The sequence below is a fragment of the Streptomyces sp. SN-593 genome (genome assembly GCF_016756395.1).
In the GTDB taxonomy this organism is placed as follows: Bacteria; Actinomycetota; Actinomycetes; order Streptomycetales; family Streptomycetaceae; genus Actinacidiphila; species Actinacidiphila reveromycinica.
This window is the reverse complement of record NZ_AP018365.1, coordinates 8,792,356-8,810,731: the sequence shown is the minus strand read 5'-3', so window position 1 is coordinate 8,810,731 and position 18,376 is coordinate 8,792,356. Positions and strand designations below refer to the sequence as shown.

Annotated in this window: 14 protein-coding genes; 11 read left to right on the top strand and 3 right to left on the bottom strand. The window is 76.0% G+C overall.

Annotated features, from left to right (window positions below; all coding sequences use genetic code 11):
- Positions 1 to 115: 115 nt before the first annotated feature.
- From RVR_RS36340 to RVR_RS39020, 7 genes are all read left to right on the top strand, one after another.
- A complete protein-coding gene (locus tag RVR_RS36340; protein ID WP_202238252.1) occupies positions 116 to 865 on the top strand; it encodes an aspartate/glutamate racemase family protein in 750 nt (249 codons plus the stop codon).
- A gap of 41 nt (positions 866 to 906) precedes the next feature.
- Positions 907 to 2,784 carry a 2-oxo-4-hydroxy-4-carboxy-5-ureidoimidazoline decarboxylase gene (locus tag RVR_RS36335; RefSeq protein ID WP_202238251.1) on the top strand — a complete coding sequence of 626 codons (1,878 nt, stop codon included), beginning with the start codon at positions 907 to 909 and terminating at the stop codon, positions 2,782 to 2,784.
- Positions 2,781 to 3,491 carry a GntR family transcriptional regulator gene (locus RVR_RS36330; protein WP_202238250.1) on the top strand — a complete coding sequence of 237 codons (711 nt, stop codon included), beginning with the start codon at positions 2,781 to 2,783 and terminating at the stop codon, positions 3,489 to 3,491. The genes RVR_RS36335 and RVR_RS36330 overlap by 4 nt, the downstream gene beginning before the upstream one ends.
- 1 nt (position 3,492) lies before the next feature.
- Positions 3,493 to 4,785, top strand: coding sequence for an amidohydrolase (locus tag RVR_RS36325; protein ID WP_346731501.1), 1,293 nt, complete (start codon positions 3,493 to 3,495; stop codon positions 4,783 to 4,785).
- Entirely contained in the window at positions 4,782 to 6,248 is a 1,467-nt protein-coding gene (locus RVR_RS36320) for a chlorohydrolase family protein (RefSeq protein ID WP_202238249.1), read from the top strand. Before RVR_RS36325 ends, RVR_RS36320 begins: the two co-directional genes overlap by 4 nt.
- A 391-nt stretch (positions 6,249 to 6,639) precedes the next feature.
- On the top strand, positions 6,640 to 8,046 hold the full coding sequence (locus RVR_RS36315) for a cupin domain-containing protein (RefSeq protein ID WP_202238248.1): 1,407 nt from the start codon (positions 6,640 to 6,642) through the stop codon (positions 8,044 to 8,046).
- 73 nt (positions 8,047 to 8,119) lie between these two features.
- Positions 8,120 to 9,136: a YqcI/YcgG family protein gene (locus tag RVR_RS39020; RefSeq protein ID WP_346731500.1), complete on the top strand. Its 1,017-nt coding sequence runs from the start codon at positions 8,120 to 8,122 to the stop codon at positions 9,134 to 9,136.
- A gap of 103 nt (positions 9,137 to 9,239) precedes the next feature.
- Here the strand turns inward: RVR_RS39020 and RVR_RS36305 are convergent, their stop codons facing one another.
- The gene (locus RVR_RS36305; RefSeq protein WP_237405181.1) at positions 9,240 to 9,965 is read right to left on the bottom strand and encodes a TetR/AcrR family transcriptional regulator; all 726 of its coding nucleotides are present in this window, start codon (positions 9,963 to 9,965) and stop codon (positions 9,240 to 9,242) included.
- A 176-nt stretch (positions 9,966 to 10,141) separates the two neighbouring features.
- Between RVR_RS36305 and RVR_RS36300 the strand changes: the two genes are divergently transcribed.
- Positions 10,142 to 11,053: a siderophore-interacting protein gene (locus tag RVR_RS36300; RefSeq protein WP_202238247.1), complete on the top strand. Its 912-nt coding sequence runs from the start codon at positions 10,142 to 10,144 to the stop codon at positions 11,051 to 11,053.
- A 61-nt stretch (positions 11,054 to 11,114) separates the two neighbouring features.
- Here RVR_RS36300 and RVR_RS36295 read toward each other — a convergent pair whose 3' ends face one another.
- Entirely contained in the window at positions 11,115 to 12,731 is a 1,617-nt protein-coding gene (locus RVR_RS36295; protein ID WP_202238246.1) for a (2,3-dihydroxybenzoyl)adenylate synthase, read from the bottom strand.
- Between the two features lie 108 nt (positions 12,732 to 12,839).
- Entirely contained in the window at positions 12,840 to 14,189 is a 1,350-nt protein-coding gene (locus RVR_RS36290) for a salicylate synthase (protein WP_237405180.1), read from the bottom strand.
- A 265-nt stretch (positions 14,190 to 14,454) separates the two neighbouring features.
- Between RVR_RS36290 and RVR_RS36285 the strand changes: the two genes are divergently transcribed.
- The 3 genes from RVR_RS36285 (at position 14,455) to RVR_RS36275 (ending at position 18,106) form a co-directional block, all read left to right on the top strand.
- Complete coding sequence (locus RVR_RS36285; protein ID WP_202238245.1) at positions 14,455 to 14,868, top strand: phosphopantetheine-binding protein; 414 nt, start codon at positions 14,455 to 14,457, stop codon at positions 14,866 to 14,868.
- Positions 14,865 to 15,689 (top strand): thioesterase II family protein, encoded by an 825-nt coding sequence (locus RVR_RS36280; RefSeq protein ID WP_202238244.1) that lies wholly within the window; start codon positions 14,865 to 14,867, stop codon positions 15,687 to 15,689. The genes RVR_RS36285 and RVR_RS36280 overlap by 4 nt, the downstream gene beginning before the upstream one ends.
- A 194-nt stretch (positions 15,690 to 15,883) precedes the next feature.
- The gene (locus RVR_RS36275) at positions 15,884 to 18,106 is read left to right on the top strand and encodes a beta-ketoacyl synthase N-terminal-like domain-containing protein (RefSeq protein ID WP_237405179.1); all 2,223 of its coding nucleotides are present in this window, start codon (positions 15,884 to 15,886) and stop codon (positions 18,104 to 18,106) included.
- Positions 18,107 to 18,376: the final 270 nt, after the last annotated feature.

The following is an 18,376-nucleotide window of genomic DNA, read 5'->3' as shown; positions in this document are numbered from 1 at the left end:
ACCCCGCACGTCCCGCGCAGCGGCGCGGCGGCGTAGCGCCGTGAGGGCCGGCCGGTGCCGAGCGCACCCGGACCGTGCCGTCAACAGAGCCCCCGACAGCGAGGCGAAGACACCCATGCGAGTGCTCGTGGTCAACTGCAACACCTCGACCGCCATGACCGAGGGGATCGCGGCCGTGGCCAGTGCCGCGGCCCGGCCCGGCACGGTGATCCTGGCCGTCCAGCCGTCCTGGGGAGTCGAGTCCGCCGAGGGCTACTACGACAGCTTCATCTCCGCGGCGGCCGTCCTGGACCTGCTGAGCACGACCACGGAGGAGTTCGACGCCGTGGTGATGGCCGGATTCGGCGAGCACGGACGGGAGGGGGCGCGGCAGTTGCTGCGCGTGCCGGTCGTGGACATCACCGAGGCGGCCGCCCAACTCGCCTGCCTGCTCGGCTCCGACTACGGCGTGGTCACCACGGTTCCGCAGGCGGTCGCGCCGGTCCGCGACAGCCTGCGCGCGGCCGGGCTGCTCCAGCGCTGCGTGGGCGTGCGCGCCTGCGACATCGGGGTGCTCGCCCTGGACGCCGACGTGGAGCGCACCGCCGACGCGCTCGCCGCCGAGGGCCGGCGGCTGCTGGAGGCGGGCGCGGACGTGCTGGTCCTCGGCTGCGCGGGGATGGCCGGCCTGGACGCCCGCCTGGAGGCGGCGCTCGGGGTGCCGGTCGTGGACGGGGTGGCCGCGGCGGTCGCGCTCGCGGAGGCGCTGGTCGGCCTCGGCAAGAACACCACGGCGGCCGGGCCCTACACGCCGCCGGCCGTGAAGTCCCGTCCCCGCTGGCCGGTCGGCTCCCCCGCCGTCCCGCCGGCCGTCGCCGCCCGCTGACGGCCTCGCCCTGCCCCTTCGCGTCCCCCACTGGAGTTGGAATGCTCAATCCCGATCGCCGGCCGCACGTCCCGGGCAGCCACTCGGTCAGCCCGGTGAACTTCGAGCCGCAGGTGCTGGGGGAGTTCGACTTCCCCGCGCCGCTGCGGCTGATCGACTCCACGCTGCGCAAGACGCTCTTCACCGCCGGGCACACCACCTCCCGGCTCGGCTTCCAGCGCATCGCCGAGGCGCTGGCGGAACTCGGCGTGCGGGACGAGAGCATCAACGTCACCTGGACCGGGGCCGATCACCCGGCCCCGCAGGACTGGGCGCTGCTCCAGGCGATCGTGGAGGGCGGATTCCCGTTCCGGCTCAACGTCTACACCGACACCCTGGTCGGCAACGGCCGCGACCACCAGCAGACCTCGATGCGCCGGACCGTCGACATGCTCGCCGAGGCGGGCGTCACCACCGCCGCGCCGGGCATCCTCGAAGCCCCGGACGACGACGCGCAGAAGCGCCAACTCGACGAGCTGGCCGACTACTTCGAGTACGCCGGGCGGGCCGGCCTGGACACCACCACCACCTTCGCGCAGGTCGGCCGGCGCGACTTCGGGCGGATGCTGGCCATGGCCGACCACGCGGTGCGCCTGGGTGCCCGACGGTTGGACCTGATGGACTCCACCAGCAGCCTCGCCCCCGAGGCGATGAAGCTGTTCGTGCGCCGCTTCCGGGCCGGCCTGAGCCGGCAGGTGCCGGTGACCATGCACGTCCACGACGAGTTCGGGCTCGCCACCGCCGGCGCGATCGCCGCGGCCACCGCCGGGGCCCATCCGGACGTCGCCATGAACGGCATGTCCTACCGCTGCGGCTTCGCCCCGCTGGAGGAGGTGGTGCTCGCGCTGGAGACCCTCTACGGCGTGGACACCGGCCTGCACCTGGAGCGCATCCAGCACGTGGCGCGGGTGGTGGCCCGCGAGTCGGGCGTGCCGCTGCCCGCGCTGAAGCCGCTGACCGGCGGCTACGCCTACCTCAAGCACATGCCGGGCGACGTCGTCGCCGCCCTGACCCAGGGTCAGGGCGCCTTCCCCCCGGTCAGCCACGGTCTGGTGCCGGCGCGGATGGGGCAGGAGATGACGTGGGTGTGGGGCGGGCTCAGCTCGGAGGGGATGGTGCGGGCGCTCGGCGCGCGGCAGGGCCACGACGACCTCAGCGGCGCGGAGGTCCGCGCCCTGCGGCGCGCGATGGACACCGCGGTCGCGGCGGTCCCCGGCTACCCGCGCTGGCTCGACCCGCAGCAGGCGGCCGCGCGCTTCGACCAGGCGCTGGCCGGCCTGCGGCGGGTGCCCGACCCGGAGCGGGTGGGACGCGTGCTGGACGTCGCCTGCCCGCACGGGCCCTGGCAGGAGCGGGTGCTGGCCCGGGCCGGGGCGGGGGCGAGCGCCGCCGACCTGGTCGATGCGGCGTGGCAGGAGACGGGGGCGGCTCCCGTGCCGGACCTGGTGGCGATGCTGGCGCACTGCAAGCCGATGGCGGCCACGGCCGAAGGCACCGGCCCGGACGGGACCGACGACACCGGCACGGATCGGACCGACGGCTCCGACACGGACGGGGCCGAAGGCACCCGGCCCGCGCCGACGGCACGCGAGGAGACCGCCCGCGCCGCGCTGTCGCGGCGCGAGGAGTCCGGTGTGCTGGGGGCCGACGACGGCGTCCGCCGCCTCATCGCCGAACTGGCCGCCGGCTACGAGCGGGACCTCGGGTTCCGCTACGTGGTCTCCTCGGCCGGGCTCGGCGCCCAGGACGTGCTGATGGACGTGCGGATCCGCTCCGCGCGCGACGAGGAGGTCGAACTACCCCGCGCACGGCAGGAGTTGCGCACCATCATCGACAATCGACTGATCCAGTTGCTCACCCTCTCGGATGTGATCTCATGACCAGCCGGCCCGCCGGACGCGCCACCGCCGACGCCCCCTCCGCCCGCTCGGCCCCGTCGCCCGCCGAACCCTCGCTGGCGGTGCGGACCTACACCTCGCTGCGCCGGCGCATCCTCGTCGGCGCCTACCCGCAGGGGTCACGGCTGCCGGAGCAGAAGATCGCCGAGGACCTGTCGGTCTCGCGGGTCCCGCTGCGCGAGGCCATCCAGCAGTTGGAGACCGACGGCCTGGTCAGGACGGTGCCCCGGCGCGGCGCCGTCGTGGACACCTGGACCACGCAGGCGATCCACGACCTGTTCGACGTACGCCTGGCGGTGGAGGTCGCCGCCGCGGGGCTGGCCGCCCGCCGGATGGCGGACGGGCGCGACGCCACCGACATGGAAGCCGCGCTCGCCCGCTCCCACCGGCACCTGGACGCCACCGGCGAGCACGACCACCTCAGCGTCGCCGAGGCGAGCGCCGCCTTCCACGAGGCCGTCGTGCTCAGCACCGACAACGCGCTGATGGTCTCGCTGATGAACGCCGTCGTCAGCCGGATGGTGTGGCTGTTCTACCTGACCTCGGGGCGGGACCAGAACCTCGCCTGCCAGGAGCACCACGAACTGTTCGACGCGATCCGCTCCGGCCACCAGCGGACCGCCGAGTCGGTGGCGTACGCGCACATCGAGCGCGGCCGCATCCCGACCCTGAGCGCTTTCGGGGAGTGACATGACCCAGCACGGCACCCTGATCGTCACCAACGCCCGCCCGTGGGGCGGCGACCGGGCGGACGTCCACATCCGCGACGGCGTCGTCACGGCCGTCACCCCCGCCGGCGGCGTGCCGCCCGCTCGGCCCGCGACGGCGGCCGCGACAGCCGGGACGCCCTCGGAACCCCGGTCCCCCACCGCCGCGTCCGCGCCCCCGGTCCTCGACGCGGCGGGCCGACTCCTGCTGCCGTCCTTCAGCGACGCCCACGTCCACCTCGACTCCAACCGGGTCGGCCTGCCCTGGCGCCCGAACGACTCCCCCGGCGGCGTCTGGCCCAACGTCCTGCACGACCGGGCCCACTGGCGCACCGCGGAGACCTCGATGGCCGAGCGCGCCCGGCACCTGCTGGGCGTGCTCGTGGCCCACGGCACCACGCGGGTCCGGTCGTTCGCCCAGATCGACGCCGACGCCCGGCTGGAGCGCTTCCAGGCGGTGCGCGCCGCGCGCGAGCACCACCGGGACCGCGCCGAGGTCCAGATCGTGGCCTTCCCGCAGGCCGGCCTGCTGCGCGAGCCGGGGGTGCCGGACCTGATGGCAAAGGCACTGGAGCAGGGCGCCGACGTGGTCGGGGGCATCGACCCCTGCGCCCTGGACGGCGACCCGGTGCGGCACCTCGACATCGTCTTCGCCCTGGCCGAGCGCTTCCGGGTTCCGGTCGACATCCACCTGCACGAACCCGGCGAGCTGGGCCTGTTCAGCCTCACCAAGATCATGGAGCGTACCGCGGCCCTGAAGATGGCCGGCCAGGTCACCGTCTCGCACGCCTTCGCCCTCGCGCACCTGCCGGAGCCGGAACTGCGGCAGGCGCTGGAGCGGATGGCCGAACTGGACATCGCCGTCACCACCTGCGCGCCTGCCGCGCCCCACACGCTGCCGCTGGACCGCCTCACCTCCGCCGGCCTGCGGGTCGGGCTCGGCGACGACGGGCAGCGCGACTACTGGTCGCCCTACGGCAACGGCGACCTGCTGGACCGGACCTGGCAGCTGGCGTTCACCAACGGCTTCCGCAACGACCCGCAGGTGGAGCAGGCGCTCGCCGTCGCCACCGCCGGCGGCGCCCGGATCGTCTCCGCGGCCGCCCCGCGGCAGGGCGACGGCCGGCACCCGGGGGTCTCCGCCGGCGACCCGGCGGACTTCGTCCTGGTCGACGCGGAGGCTCCCGCGGCCGCGGTCATGGACCGCCCGCCTGGGCGCACGGTGATCCGCCGGGGCCGCGTGGTGGCGGTCGACCTGAAACTGGTCGACGCGTGATCCGGCTGCACGCCGACCACGTCCTGGCCTGGGCGGGCACCGACCACGCGCTGCTGCGCGACGGCGAGGTCGAGGTGGACGGCGGCCGGATCGTCCGCGTCGGGCCGCGCACCACGGCGCAGCCGGCCCCCGGGACCCGCACGGTCGAGCTGGGGTCGGCTCTGCTGATGCCCGGCCTGATCGACCTCGACGCGCTGGCCGACATCGACCACGCGCTGCTGGACTCCTTCGGCGGCCCCCAGCACGCCCGGGACCTCACCTGGTCGCTGCGCTACCTGGAGCAGGGTCCCCGGGACGTGTTCACCCGCGAGGAGAAGGCGTTCGTCCGCCGCTACGCCTTCGTACAGCTCCTGCTGCACGGCGTCACCACGGCGATGCCGATCGCCGCGGAGACCCACAGCCGGTGGGCCGAGACCTACGACGAGGCCGTGGACATGGCGCGCGAGGCCCGCGCGCTGGGGCTGCGCTGCTACCTGGGCCCGAGCTACCGCTCGGGTGTCGGCGCGGTGCGCGCGGACGGCAGCGCGACCGTCTGGTGGGACGAGGAGGCCGGGCGGACCGGCCTCGCCGACGCGGTGCGGTTCGCGCGATGGCTGCGCGAGGAGCACGACGCGCTGCTGCGCCCGGTCCTGCTGCCCTGCCGCGTCGAGACGATGTCGGACGACCTGCTGGCCGCCACCGCCGAGGCGGCGCGGAGCCTCGACGTCAAGGTCCGGCTGCACTGCCTGCAGGGCGTCGCCGAGCGCCACCGGCTCGCCGAGCAGGGCCGCGGCGACCCGCTGTCCGTGCTGGAGCGCGCCGGGCTGCTCGGCGACCGGCTCCTGGTGCCGCACGGCATCCACCTGGACGCGCACTCCTCGGTGGGCGCCGGCACCGACCGGGACCTGGCGCGGCTGGTCGAGAACCGGGTGAGCGTCGTCCACTGCCCGCTCACCTCGGCGCGCTACGGCTCGGCGATGGAGACCTTCGCCCGCTACCGGGCGGCGGGCCTGAACATCGCGCTCGGCACCGACTCGTTCCCGCCGGACCTGGTGCGCGGCATGGACTTCGGGGTCAACCTCGCGAAGGTGCAGAGCGGCCGGACGGACACGGTCACGCCCGCCGACTACGTCCGCGCCGCCACGGTGGCCGGGGCCGCGGCGCTCGGGCGGGAGGACCTGGGCAGAATCGCCCCGGGCGCGCAGGCCGACCTGGTCGCCTTCGCCCTGGACGACGTGCGGGACGGGGTCCTCGACGACCCGGTGCGCACCCTGCTGTCCAACGGCACCGGCCGCGCGGTGCGGATGTCGATGATCGCCGGGCGCGTCGTGGTCAGGGACGGCCGGGTACCCGGCGTGCGGACCGGCCCGCTGCGGGCGCGGGCGCAGGAGCTGTTCGACCGGATGAGGTCCGCCTACGCGGGGCGCGACCGGCTCGGGCGGCCGCCGGACCGCCTCTTCCCGCCCAGCTTCCCGCTCGCCTGAACCGCCGTCGGCCCGCTCGCCGTCCCGCTCCCCCGCGGGACGGCGGGCGGGCCGACGCGTGCCCGCCGGGCGACGCCTGCCGGGCGGTCTCCGCCGGGCGGACGGTCTCCGCCGGGCGGCGCGTGCCGGCGCTGTGACACTGCGCACGTCGCCGCGGGCCGCCCGGGGGGCGAACTCGAACCAAAGCGGGGCCATGCGGTCGTCGCGGGGCCGCGCGGCGCACCGCCACGGCGCACTCCGGTCCCCGGCGCCGCGCACCGGGCGACGGTGGGGACTTGACGGCAATCCACCATAAGGTAAGGCTTACCTAAGCAATAAATGACAGCGTGTTGCCTGCCTGCGGCGCGCGGCGCCGCCGTGCCCGCACGCCCGATCCGTCTGGAGGACCGACATGCCCCTGGAGCACTCGGAGACCATCGCCCAGCTCGCGAACGGTGAACTCAACGACGTCGTCAAGGCGTTCGCCGCGAACCCCGCGTTCCGGGCCGCCGAGTGGGAGGAGCTCACCACCGAGGAGAACCCCTACCGCCGGCCGGTGCGCCCCGACGACCTGGCATGGCTGAACTACGGCAGGAAGATGCCGGCGGCCAAGGCCCTCAAGCTCAGCGCGCTGCTCGGGCACCGGATGCTGCGCAACGTCTACGACAGCGGGCTGCTGTTCCTGCCGCCCGCCCCGAACGGGGACGCCGAACGCGACGCCGCGTCGTTCTACAACGACGAGAACCGCATCCTGGGCGCGCTCGCCGCGCCGATCCTGGAGCAGCACCTGTTCAGCCTGCTCCCGGGCGAGCGCAAGCCGCTGCCCGGCTACTCCCCCGACCAGGTCGCCGCCGCCGTCGAGGAGTACCACCAGCAGCGCCTGGCCGAGCCGGGCCGGGCCTTCACCACGGCGCTGGGCACGAAGGACCGCAAGGCGTCGGCGACGTTCGTGCTGCTCCAACTGTCGGCGTACCTGCCGGCGAGCTACCTCGCCACCGGGCGGGCGGCGCTGGGCGAGTTCGACGCGGGGCACCCCGGCGCCCGCACCGCGCTGCTGGACGACTACCGCACCTGGGCCGGCCTGCACGAGGAGTACCGGGCCCTGGTGGAGGGCGGCGGGCTGAAGACCACCACGGGCGCCTACTGGCAGCTCTACCTGGGCACCTCGCTCGCCCGGGGCAACCACCTGCACTGGCTGTCGCGCGACCGCGAGCGCTACCCGGAGTTCCTCGGCGCGCTGGTCCACCAGAGCATCGACCGCGCGGTGACCGCCACCCGCTTCGCCGACGTCTTCGAGGACGGCCTCGGGGTGCGCTCGGGCCTGCTGGCGCACCTGGCCGAACAGCCGGGCCACCTGCGCGAGTTCACCGACCGCTGGATCGAGCCGCTGATCCGCCTGTACGGTCCGTCGGCCGTGCGCCGCTTCCACGACGGCTTCGCCGACGCCGCCTGGTTCGCCCAACTGTGGGACGAGGACCTGGCGCTCCAGCTCGCGTGGGCCGACGACATCCCGCTGCACCAGGAGAAGGCCGAGCGCATCAGCCGCCACATCGAGGACAACGACATCACCGTGGACCTGGACACCTTCGTGGAGAGCCACGAGGAGACCTCGACCACCCACGTGCACAACGAGCACCGGCTGGTGATGGTCGAGCGCGGCGAGATGCACTTCTGGAACAACGTCACCCACAAGATAGACCTGCACGAGGGGGACAAGGTCCTCATCCCGGTGTCGCGGCTGCACGGCTCCACGGTGCTGTCCGGCGAGTGCACCTACCACCAGCCGATCATCCCCGAGGACATGTACGCCCGGTTCTGACCGCCGGCCGCCGCACCCCCGGGCCCCGGCGAGCGCGCCGGGAGCCCCCGACCCGGGATGGAGTCACCCCATCGTGTCCGCCAACGTGTCCGCGACCGACGACCGTTTCGAACCCACCGGCGCCCTTGACGGCGCCCCCGCCCCCACCCGCCCGGCCCTGGCGGCCCGGACCATCGGCGCCGTGCCCGACTGGGGCCAGGCCGCCGCCTCGGACCTGCTGGCCACCCTGGTCGGCACCGAGAAGCCGTTCCCGTGCACCTTCGCCGTGGCCGCCGCCAAGAAGGAGTCCCTGCGCTTCGGCTTCGTCGACAGCGCGCACGACGAGGCCGCGTGGGCGCCGCTCGCCGGCATCCTGCGCGAATACCTGGACATCTACCGCGACCTGGGCAAGGACACCTCGCTGGTGGTGTTCTTCGGGCCGCCCGAGGACCAGCCGCTGGGCGTGGACGCGTACTTCCGGCGCTTCTGGGAGGTGCTCCAGTACCTGCACGACGGCGACACCGAGCCGTGGCCGGCGGACACCCCGCTGGACCCCGAGGACCTCTGGTGGGAGTTCAGCTACGCCGGCACCGAGATCTTCGTGGTCTGCAACACCCCCTCCCACGTCGACCGGCACAGCCGGCACAGCCCGCACTTCATGATCACCTTCCAGCCGCGGTGGGTGTTCGAGGGGCTGGAGCCGCACACCCCGCGCGGGGCCAAGGCGCGCCAGGTGATCCGCAACCGCATCCGGCGGTTCGACGGCATGGAGCCGGCCCCGCAGTTGGGGAACCACGGCGAGGAGGGCAACCGCGAGTGGCGGCAGTACTTCCTGCCCGACAGCGCGGACGGCGCCACGCCGGCCTGCCCGTTCCTGGCCCGGGCCGGCGCCCGTGAGGCGTCGCCCGCCGGCGGGACCGGCAGCCACCTGGTGCTGGTCAACGACGAGGGCCAGTCCTCGCTGTGGCCGGCAGCCGTGCCGGTGCCGCCGCACTGGCACCCGACCGGCGTGCGCGGATCACGGGAGGCGTGCCTGGCGTACGTGGTGCGGGTGTGGACCGACATGCGCCCGGCCTCCTCGCGCCGGCGGGACCTCGATCCGGTGGGGTAGGCCCGGCGCCGGGCGGATGTCCGCGGCGCGGGGTGCCGTACCGGCGGCGGGGGACGCGTGACCTCGCGGCCGGTACGGCCCCGCGCCGTGCCGCTCGGGTGCCTCAGGCCGCCTCGGGTGCCAGGCCGGCCAGGCCGTCGAGCAGCACTTCCAGCTTGCGGGCGAACCAGCCGCCCGGCTCTCCCCGCACGATGCCCGTCAGCGCCTCCCGCAGCCGCGGGTCCACCTCTTCCAGGGCGTCCGGCAGCAACTCGCGCCGCAGTTCGGCGGCGCGCTGCGGGGTGGTGGCCCCCTCGTCGCCCTCGCCGCCCTGTCCGGCCAGGAAGAACATCAGCACCTGTTCGTGCACCACGTCGTGCGCGAGGATCGCGCTCTCGGCGGAGAACCCGAGGTCCACCAGGTGGGTGACCACGCGCTCGTTCACCCGGCCGTAGGCGGCCGAGGTGCCGCGCAGCGAGACGATGTGGGCGGCCAGCCCCGGGTAGCGCTCCAGCAGCCGGTAGGTGGTCCACGCGTAGGCCGCCAGGTCCGGCCGCCAACTCCCGGACGGCTCCGGCCAGTCGGTCTCCGCGACCACCGCATCGACGGTGGCCGCGACCAGCTCGTCCCGGGTGGCGAAGTAGCGGTAGAGCGTCGAGTGCTTGGTGCCGAGCCGCTGGGCGACGGTGCTCATTCCCAGCTTGCCGAAGCCGACGGCGACGGCGGCGCGGACGATCGCCTCGCGGTCGACCTGCGGCGGGCGCCCCAGTCGTGGGGTGCGCGGCGCCCGCACCGCGGCCGGCCGCGCCTGTGTGCGGCGCGGCGGGGGCGGCTCGCTGTTCCCGGTCATGCCCCTCATTCTCCCCCAGCCCTCCCGACCTGGGCGAACCCGCCCTCCGCGCGCCTTTAGCAACAGCCCGTTGCCAATAACTTTGGTTAGGCATACCTTTCTTCTGTTCCGCTTCCGTCCCCCCTTCCGCCGCACGGACGTCGGCGGCCGCACCACCACCTCGCAAGGAGTAACCCATGCCCCCGATCCAGGAGGAGCTGCGCCGCCGCACCCGGCAGACCCGGCCGCAGGTCCGGGTCCGTCGCGCGCAGGTGCTGCGCACCGCCGACCTGACCGCGCGAATGCGCCGCATCACCGTCGGCGGCGCGGAGCTGGCCGGCTGCGCGGAGGGCGGACTGCCCGCCGACGCCTGGAAGTTCATGCTGCCTCCGGCCGGGCGCCGGACCGTCGACCTGCCGGTCGTCGGCGCGGGCGGCCTGCCCGAGTACGCGCCCGGCGCGGTGCCGCCGGTGCTGCGCGCCTTCACCGCCCGCCGGTTCGACCCGGCCGCCCACGAACTGACCGTGGACGTGCTGCTGCACGGCGACACCCCCGCCAGCGTGTGGGCACGGACCGCGGAGCCGGGCGACGAGGTCGCCCTCGCCGGACCCCGCCACGAGTTCGCCGCCTCCCCCGAGGCGGCATGGCACCTGCTGGCCGGCGACGAGACCGCGCTGCCCGCCATCGCGGCCATCCTGGAGTCGCTGCCGGACGGCACCGAGGTGGTGGCTCTGATCGAGGTCGACGGCGCGGCCGACCGGATCAACCTGGCCGTGCCGGCCGGCGCGGAGGTGGTCTGGCTGTACCGCGACGGCGTCCCCGCCGGCCCGGGCGGGCCGCTGGAGAAGGCGGTGCGCGACGTGGACCGGCCGTTCGCCGCCGCCCAGGCGTGGATCGGCGCCGAGGCCGGCGCGGCCCGCTCCCTCCGCCGCTGCCTGCTCGACGAACGCGGCCTGCCGCGCCCCCAGTTGCAGGCATCGGCGTACTGGAAGCGGGATCTGACCAGTGACGAGCGCGACGTGCAGGTGTTGGCCGCCTACCAGGCCGCCGTGGCCGCGGGCGGCGACCCCGACGACCCGACACTCACCACCGACGCCGACCTCGCGTGACCCCGGGCCCCGGCCCGGGCGCGCGTGCGCGCGGGCCCGGGCCGGGCGGCCCGAGGCGGGATCACGGGGCCGCGGTGGGCAGCGCCTTGCGGTCGACCTTGCCGATCGCGGTGAGGGGGAGGAACGGGATGGGCGCGAGCCGGTCCGGGGCCTTGTACGCCGCCACCCCGCGGGCGCGCAGGAAGTCGGCCAGCTCGCCGGGCGTGGGGCAGGCGGCGCCGTCCTCGACCACGACGAACGCGCTGATCCGCTCGCCGAGCACCGGGTCGCTCTCGCCGACCACCGCGGCCTGCCGGACCGCGGGGTGCGCGGCGAGGTGCTCCTCGACCTCCTCCGCGGAGACCTTCTCCCCGGCCCGGTTGATGACCTCCTTGACCCGCCCCTCCACCGCCAGGTTGCCATCGGGCAGCCTGCGGACGAGGTCCCCGGTGCGGTACCAGCCGCCGGCGAACACACGGGCGTTGTGCTCGGGCAGCCGGTAGTAGCCGCGCAGCGTGTAGGGGCCGCGGGCCAGCAGTTCGCCGACCGCGCCGGGCGGCACCTGCTCGCCGGCGCCGTCCACGACCCGCACCTCGTCGGCCGGGCTGAGCGGGCGCCCCTGGCAGGAGAGCACCAGGTCCGCCGGGTCGTCGGGACGGGTCAGGCACAGCAGCCCCTCCGCCATGCCGAACACCTGCTGGAGGGTGCAGCCGAGCACCGGGCGCACCCGCGCGGCCGTGGCGGCGTCCGGCCGGGCGCCGCCGACCTGGACCAGCCGCAGGCTGGAGAGGTCCTCGGGCAGCCACTCCTGGGCGTCGAGCCACAGCGCCAGCAGCGAGGGCACGAGCGCGGTGGCGGTGACGCGCTCCTCGGCCACCAGCCGCAGCGACTCCTGCGGGCTCGGGTCGTCCGGGAGCACCACGGTGCCGCCGACCGCGAGGGTGCCCAGGACGCCGGGGCAGGCGAGCGCGAAGTTGTGGGCGGCCGGCAGGGCGGCGAGGTAGACCGTGTCCTGGTCGAAGCCGCAGACCCGCGCCGCGGCGCGGGCGTTGTAGGCGTAGTCGTCGTGGGTGCGCGGGATGAGCTTGGGCAGGCCGGTGGTGCCGCCCGACAGCAGGAAGAGGGCCGCGTCGTCGGACGGGCCGGGCGGCGGCAGCGGGGTGTCCCGCAGCGCGCGGCCGGCGCTTTCCACCGACTCCAGCGCGGTGAACTCCTGCGCGTCGCCGGCCACCAGGACGTGCCGCAGCGCCACTTCGGGCAGCGCGGCCACCTTGCGCGCGGTCTCGCGGTAGTCGTGGCCGAGGTACCGGTCGGCGGTCAGGTACGCGGCCGCGCCGGCGAAGGCGCACATGTGGCCGATCTCCCGCTCGCGGTGGGCCGGCAGGGCGTAGACGGGCAGCGCGCCGATCCGCAGCAGGGCGAAGGTGGCGAGCACGAACTCGGGGCGGTTGGGCAGGTGGACGACGACGCGGTCGCCGCGGGCGATGCCGAGGGCGGACAGGCCGCGGGCCAGGTCGTCGGCGCGGGCGTCGAGTTCGCGGTAGCAGATGCGGGCGCCGCGGGCCACCAGCGCGGTGCGGTCGCCGTGTTCGGCCGCGCCGCGCCGCAGCAGCTCGCCGAGCGGCTCCCCCTTCCAGTAGCCCTCGCGGCGGTAGCGGTCCGCCTCTTCGGCGGGCCAGGGTACGCATCCGGGCAGCATGCGGGTCCTCTCGACGGGGTCGCGGTGGGCGGTGGCGGGGCGGCGGTTCGCCGCGGTGGGGGCCGGGCCGGCGCCGCGTCGTACGGCGGCCGGCCCGCTGGAGGAGCCTTACGGGCGGGCCGGCACCAGGTAGGGCGCGACGCTGGCGAGCTTCTCGCACGTCTCGCGGTACTCGCGGGCGGGCCGGGAGACCCCGACGATCCCCGCGCCGGCCCGCACCCAGGTACGGCCCTGGTGGGTGTAGACGGTGCGCAGCGCGAGCGCGGCGTCCAGGTCACCGTCGGCGGTGGCACGCAGCACGGCGCCGGAGTACAGCCCGCGGGGCGGTTCGTGGTCGGCGATCACGTCGTAGGCGGGCGGCTTGGGGATGCCGGACGCGGTGACGGCGGGGAAGAGCGCGGCGAGGGCGTCCCAGCGGGTGCGGTCGGCGCGGAGCCGGCCGCGCACCCGCGAGCCCAGGTGGCGGACGCTGCCGCGCTCCTTGACCGCCATGAACTCCTCCACGGCCACGCTGCCCGGCGCGCACAGGGCGCGCATCTCGGTGTCGGCGAGCTGCACGGACACCGCGTGCTCGTAGATCTCCTTGACGTCGGTGCGCAGTTCGGCGGCGGTGCGGGCGTCGAGCACCGGGTCGTCGGCGTGGCGGGCGCGGGTGCCGGCCAGCGGCTGGGAGGTCACCCAGCCGTCGGCGCCGACCTCGGCGACGGTCTCGGGGCTGAAGCCGACCGCGCGCAGGCCGGGCAGGTCGAGCAGGAAGGAGCGGGCCGGGGTGTTGGCGCGGCGGCCGGCGGCGTAGGTGCCGGGGAAGTCGAGGGCGAAGGGCACCTCGACGCGCCGGGACAGGATGACCTTCTCCAGGTCGCCGCGGTTGATGCGGGCGACGGCGTCGGCGACGGCCTCCTCGTAGGCGGCCGGGCCCTCGGCCTCCACGTCGAGCGGCCGGGCCGGCAGGTCGGGTACGGCCTCGGGGGTGTGGACGGCGGTCAGGACCCGCTGGAGCAGGTCGGGCGCGGCGCACCGCACATCGAGGCCGCCGGTGCCGATCTCGACCTCGACGGCGGGCACGAAGGCGTGGGCGAGCGGCTGCCGCGGGTCGGCGGCGGCCCGGCCGACCGCGGCGGCGGCGCTTTCGAAGGCGACCCAGCCGTAGCCGCGCCAGTCGGCCACCGGGGCGCCGGCGAGCGCGGCGCCGAGGTCCTGGGCGGCGTGGCCGCAGGTGCGCGGGGTCACCCGGCGCTCGCCGTTCCACTGCGTGGTGACGGTGTCCTGGTGGACCGTCACCTCGCCGAGTGCGCCGCCGGCGAACCACCAGCGGCCGTCCTGCTCGTAGACGGCGCAGCGGTCGGCGAGGCCGGACCGGGCGAGCCGGACGGCGGTGGCGAGGGGATCGGGGACCCCGGCGGTCCTGGTGTGCAGGTAGCGCAGGGCCGGGGCGTGGGCGGGGGCGTGAGTGGCCACGGGGGAGACCGTCCTGTGTCGTCTGTCATCGGCGGAGGCACCGCGGCGGGGAGCCGCGGGCCGGGGCGGTGGAACTGGCACGGCGGGGCGGCGGGAAGCCGTGTGCTTGCTGACACATTGTCGCAAATTACTAAGGCAAGCCTTGCCTAACTGCCCTGAGCCTAACTAGCATCCGCCGGTGTGTCCACGTGTGATCCGCGGCGGGCACGCCCCGCGAACCGGCGGCAGCGATGCCGCGGTTCGGTCCACCGAGCGAGGGAGACCTGTGACGCCGCCCGATCCGAGCAGCCCGCCCACCACCGCCGGCGGCACTCCCCCGGCCGCACCGCGGACGTCCCCGGTCGTCGACCCCGCCCCGGCACCCGGGCCCGGCCCGGGGTCCGCGCCGGCCGCGGCGGCCGAGCACCGCGCGGACCTGGACCTGGACCTGGACCTCCTGCGGGCCGCCGTCGCCGACGTCCTCGGCATCGCGCCCGAGAAGGTCGGCGACGACGACAACCTCGTGGCCCTCGGCGTGGAGTCGGTCCGGGTGATGGCCATCTCGGCCCAACTGCGCAAGTACCGGGTGCGGATCGGCTACGCGCAGATGATCGAGGAGCCGACGCTGCGGGCGTGGTGGCGGCTGGTGGCCGACTCCGCCCCGGGCGGCGCCGCCACGGACGCGGGGCGGGCCGGATGAGGGCCGCCGACGCGACCCGCACGCCGTGGCTGCGGACCTTCCGGCCGCTCGGCGCCGAGGCCCCGACCCTGGTCCTGTTCCCGCACGCCGGCGGCAGCGCCGGCTTCTACCGCGGACTCGCCGACCGGTTCGGGTCCGACGTGGACGTGCGCGCCGTGCAGTACCCGGGGCGCGAGGCCCGCGCCGGCGAGGAACTCGTCGACGACATGGAGGTGCTCGCCGACCGGGCGGCCGAGGCGCTGCTGCCGCTGGCCGGACGGCGGCTGGCGATCCTCGGCCACAGCATGGGGGCGCTGGTCGCCTACGAGGTGACCCGCCGCCTGGAGGCCGAAGGGGTCCCGGTGGAACGGCTGTTCGCATCCGCGCGGCACCCTCCGCACCTTCCCGGCCCCGGCGACGACCATCCGCACGGCCCGGACGACGACCACCGGCACAGCGCGGACGACGACCACCGGCTGCGGCACCTGCTGGACGACGACGCGTTCGCCGAGATGCTGCGCGACACCGGCGGCACGCCCGCCACGCTGCTGGACGAGCCGGAGATGCGGGACTACCTGCTGCCGATCGTCCGCAACGACTACCGGCTGGTGGAGACCTACGAGCCGTCGGACGGGCCGGCCCTGCGCACCGGCGTGGTCTCGATCGCCGCCGAGGGCGACGGCACCGTGACGGCCGCGCAGGTCGAGGGGTGGCGGCGCACCACCGCGGGCTCGTTCGAGCACCTGACCTTCCCCGGCGGCCACTTCTACCTGCTGGAGCGTCCCGACGCGCTCGCCTCGGCGGTGCTCACCCGGCTCGGCTGGGACGCGGCCGCGCGGTGAGCCGGGCCGGTCCCGGCCGGACGGGATCGGCCCGCACCCGCGGCCCCGCCGGTCGGCCGGACCCCCGGTACCGGCCCCACCCACCGGCCCCACCCACCGGCTCCGGACCCCCGGGCCGGACCGGCCGCTGCCGCCTCCAGACCGGCACTGCTCGCCTGACCGACGAAACCCGATCCACAAGGGAGTTGACCATCGTGGCTGCCGGCATACCGCTGCCCGCCGGTTCCGAGGACCCCGTCGCCGTCATCGGCATGGCCGTCCGCCTGCCGGGCGCCGACACACCCGAGGCGTTCTGGCGCAACCTCAGCGCGGGCGTCGAGTCGCTGACCGCCTTCACCGACCAGGACCTGGCCGACGCCGGGCTGCCGCCGTCCGCCGCCACCGATCCGGCGCGGGTCAGGACCCGGCCGGTGATCGAGGGCGCCGAGTTCTTCGACGCCGGCTTCTTCGGCTACAGCCCCGCCGAGGCGGACGTGCTGGACCCGCAGCACCGGCTGTTCCTGGAGTGCGCCTACGAGGCGCTGGAGTCGGCCGGCCACGATCCGCGGAGCCTGGCCGAGCACGCGGTGAGCGTCTTCGGGGGCACCGGCCCGGACAGCTACTTCCTCAACCACCTCCACCCGCACCAGCGCGCGGGCGGCCCGGGCGCGGGACCGGTGCAGAACCTGCTCGGCAACAGCGCCGACTTCCTCGCCCCGCGGGTGTCCTACGTGCTCGACCTGACCGGGCCGAGCGTCACCGTGCAGGCCGGCTGCTCCACCTCGCTGGTCGCCGTCCACCTCGCGGTGCAGAGCCTGCTCGCGGGCGAGTCGGACTTCGCGCTGGCCGGCGGCGCTACCGTCTACTTCCCGCAGCGGGCCGGCTACGTCCACCGCGAGGGCGGCGTCAACTCGCCCGACGGGCGCTGCCGCGCGTTCGACGCGCAGGCGGCGGGCACCACGCCCGGCGACGGCGTCGCGGTCCTCGCGCTGCGCCGCCTGTCGGACGCGCGGGCCGCCGGCGACCCGGTGCTCGCCCTGGTCCGCGGCAGCGCGGTGAACAACGACGGTGCGGGCAAGGCCGGTTTCACCGCCCCCGCGGTGGACCCGCAGAGCGACGTGGCCGCCGAGGCGCTGGCCGTCGCCGGGCTCGACCCGGCCGACATCGACTACGTGGAGGCGCACGGCACCGGCACCCCGATGGGCGACGCGCTGGAGGTGACCGCGCTCGCCGAGGCGTACGCCGGGGCCCCCGCGGGCAGTTGCCGGCTGGGCACCCACAAGCCGAACGTCGGCGACACCTGGGCGGCGGCGGGCGCGGTCGGGCTGGTCAAGGTGCTGCTGTCGCTCGCCCACGAGGAGCTGCCGCCGCTGCCGAACTGGGAGCGGCCGAACCCGGCCGTCGACTTCGCGCGCACGCCGTTCCGGCTCAACGCCGAAGCGAGCGCGTGGAAGCGCGGGGACCGGCCGCGGCGCGCGGCGGTGCACACGTTCGGGATCGGCGGGACCAACGCGCACGTGGTGCTGGAGGAGGCGCCGCCCGGGCCCCCGCGGGCGCCGGAGCCGGGCGGCGGGCAGGCGTACGTGCTGCCGCTGTCGGCGCGCAGCGACGGCGCGGTCCGCGCGCAGGCCGCCCGCCTGGCCGCGCACCTGGAACGGCACCCCGAGGTGCCGCTCGACGACGTGGCCCACACCCTGCTGACCGGTCGGGCCCGCTTCGCCCGCCGGGCGGCCGTCCTCGCCGGCGGCCGGGACGGCGCGCTGGCCGCGCTGCGGGTGCTGGCCTCCGGCGACGTGGCGTCCCACGGCTCGGGCTGGGTGCTGTTGCGCCCCGGCAGCGGCCCGGCGGACACGTCCGACACGTCCCACGCGCCGGATGCGCCGGACGCCCCGGACGCGCCTGAGGTGACGCAGGCGGCGCAGGCGGCGCTTCGACAGGCCGGGGCGTGGGTGGCGGGCGGGGAGGGCGAGCCCGCGAACGCCGCCGGCGGGGCGCGGCAGCGGGTCGCGCTGCCCACCTACCCGTTCGAGCGCGCCCGGCACTGGGTCGCGCCGCCGCCGTACGCCGCGGCACCGGGGGCGGCGTCCGACGCGGCGCCCACCGCACGGCTACATCCGCGGCCGGCCCTGGAGACCGCGTACGCGGCGCCGTCGGACCGGCTGGAGGAGCTGGTCGCCGGCACGTGGGGCGAGGCGCTGGGCGTGTCCGGCATCGGCCGTGACGACAACTTCTTCGACCTCGGCGGCCACTCCCTGCTCGCGGCCCATGTCACCGCCGCCCTGCGCGGGGTGCTGCCGGTGCCGACCGACGCCACCGACCTCCTCGGCTCCCCGCCCACTCCCGCCGGTCACGCCGAGCGCCTGCGCCACCGCCTGCACGCCGCGCTCGACGCCCTGTCCGACGACGAGGCGGCGTCCCTCGCGGCGAAGCTGGCGTAGCGCGTGGCCGGCACAGCACTCCCCCGCGGTCCGCGGCGCGGCGGAAGTCCCCGGACCGCGGTGCCCGGCGCGCCGGCGGTCCCCCCGCGTGCGGAGGGAGCCGCCGGCAGGAGCGCCTGCCGGCGGCTCGAACGGGGGGAGCCCTACCCGGGGTGTTCCGCGCCGGCCGGCGGACCACGACGGCCGCCCGGCAGGCGCAACCCTGCCGGCGGACCGCGCCGGTCCCCCGGCAGGAGCGACCCGGTCGCCCGTCCCGCCCTCCTGACCGGG

Coding starts and splice junctions, on each gene's coding strand:
- RVR_RS36340 (WP_202238252.1), top strand. CDS start 116: ATGCGAGTGCTCGTGGTCAACTGCAACACCTCGACCGCCATGACCGAG.
- RVR_RS36335 (WP_202238251.1), top strand. CDS start 907: ATGCTCAATCCCGATCGCCGGCCGCACGTCCCGGGCAGCCACTCGGTC.
- RVR_RS36330 (WP_202238250.1), top strand. CDS start 2,781: ATGACCAGCCGGCCCGCCGGACGCGCCACCGCCGACGCCCCCTCCGCC.
- RVR_RS36325 (WP_346731501.1), top strand. CDS start 3,493: ATGACCCAGCACGGCACCCTGATCGTCACCAACGCCCGCCCGTGGGGC.
- RVR_RS36315 (WP_202238248.1), top strand. CDS start 6,640: ATGCCCCTGGAGCACTCGGAGACCATCGCCCAGCTCGCGAACGGTGAA.
- RVR_RS36305 (WP_237405181.1), bottom strand. CDS start 9,965: ATGACCGGGAACAGCGAGCCGCCCCCGCCGCGCCGCACACAGGCGCGG.
- RVR_RS36300 (WP_202238247.1), top strand. CDS start 10,142: ATGCCCCCGATCCAGGAGGAGCTGCGCCGCCGCACCCGGCAGACCCGG.
- RVR_RS36295 (WP_202238246.1), bottom strand. CDS start 12,731: ATGCTGCCCGGATGCGTACCCTGGCCCGCCGAAGAGGCGGACCGCTAC.
- RVR_RS36280 (WP_202238244.1), top strand. CDS start 14,865: ATGAGGGCCGCCGACGCGACCCGCACGCCGTGGCTGCGGACCTTCCGG.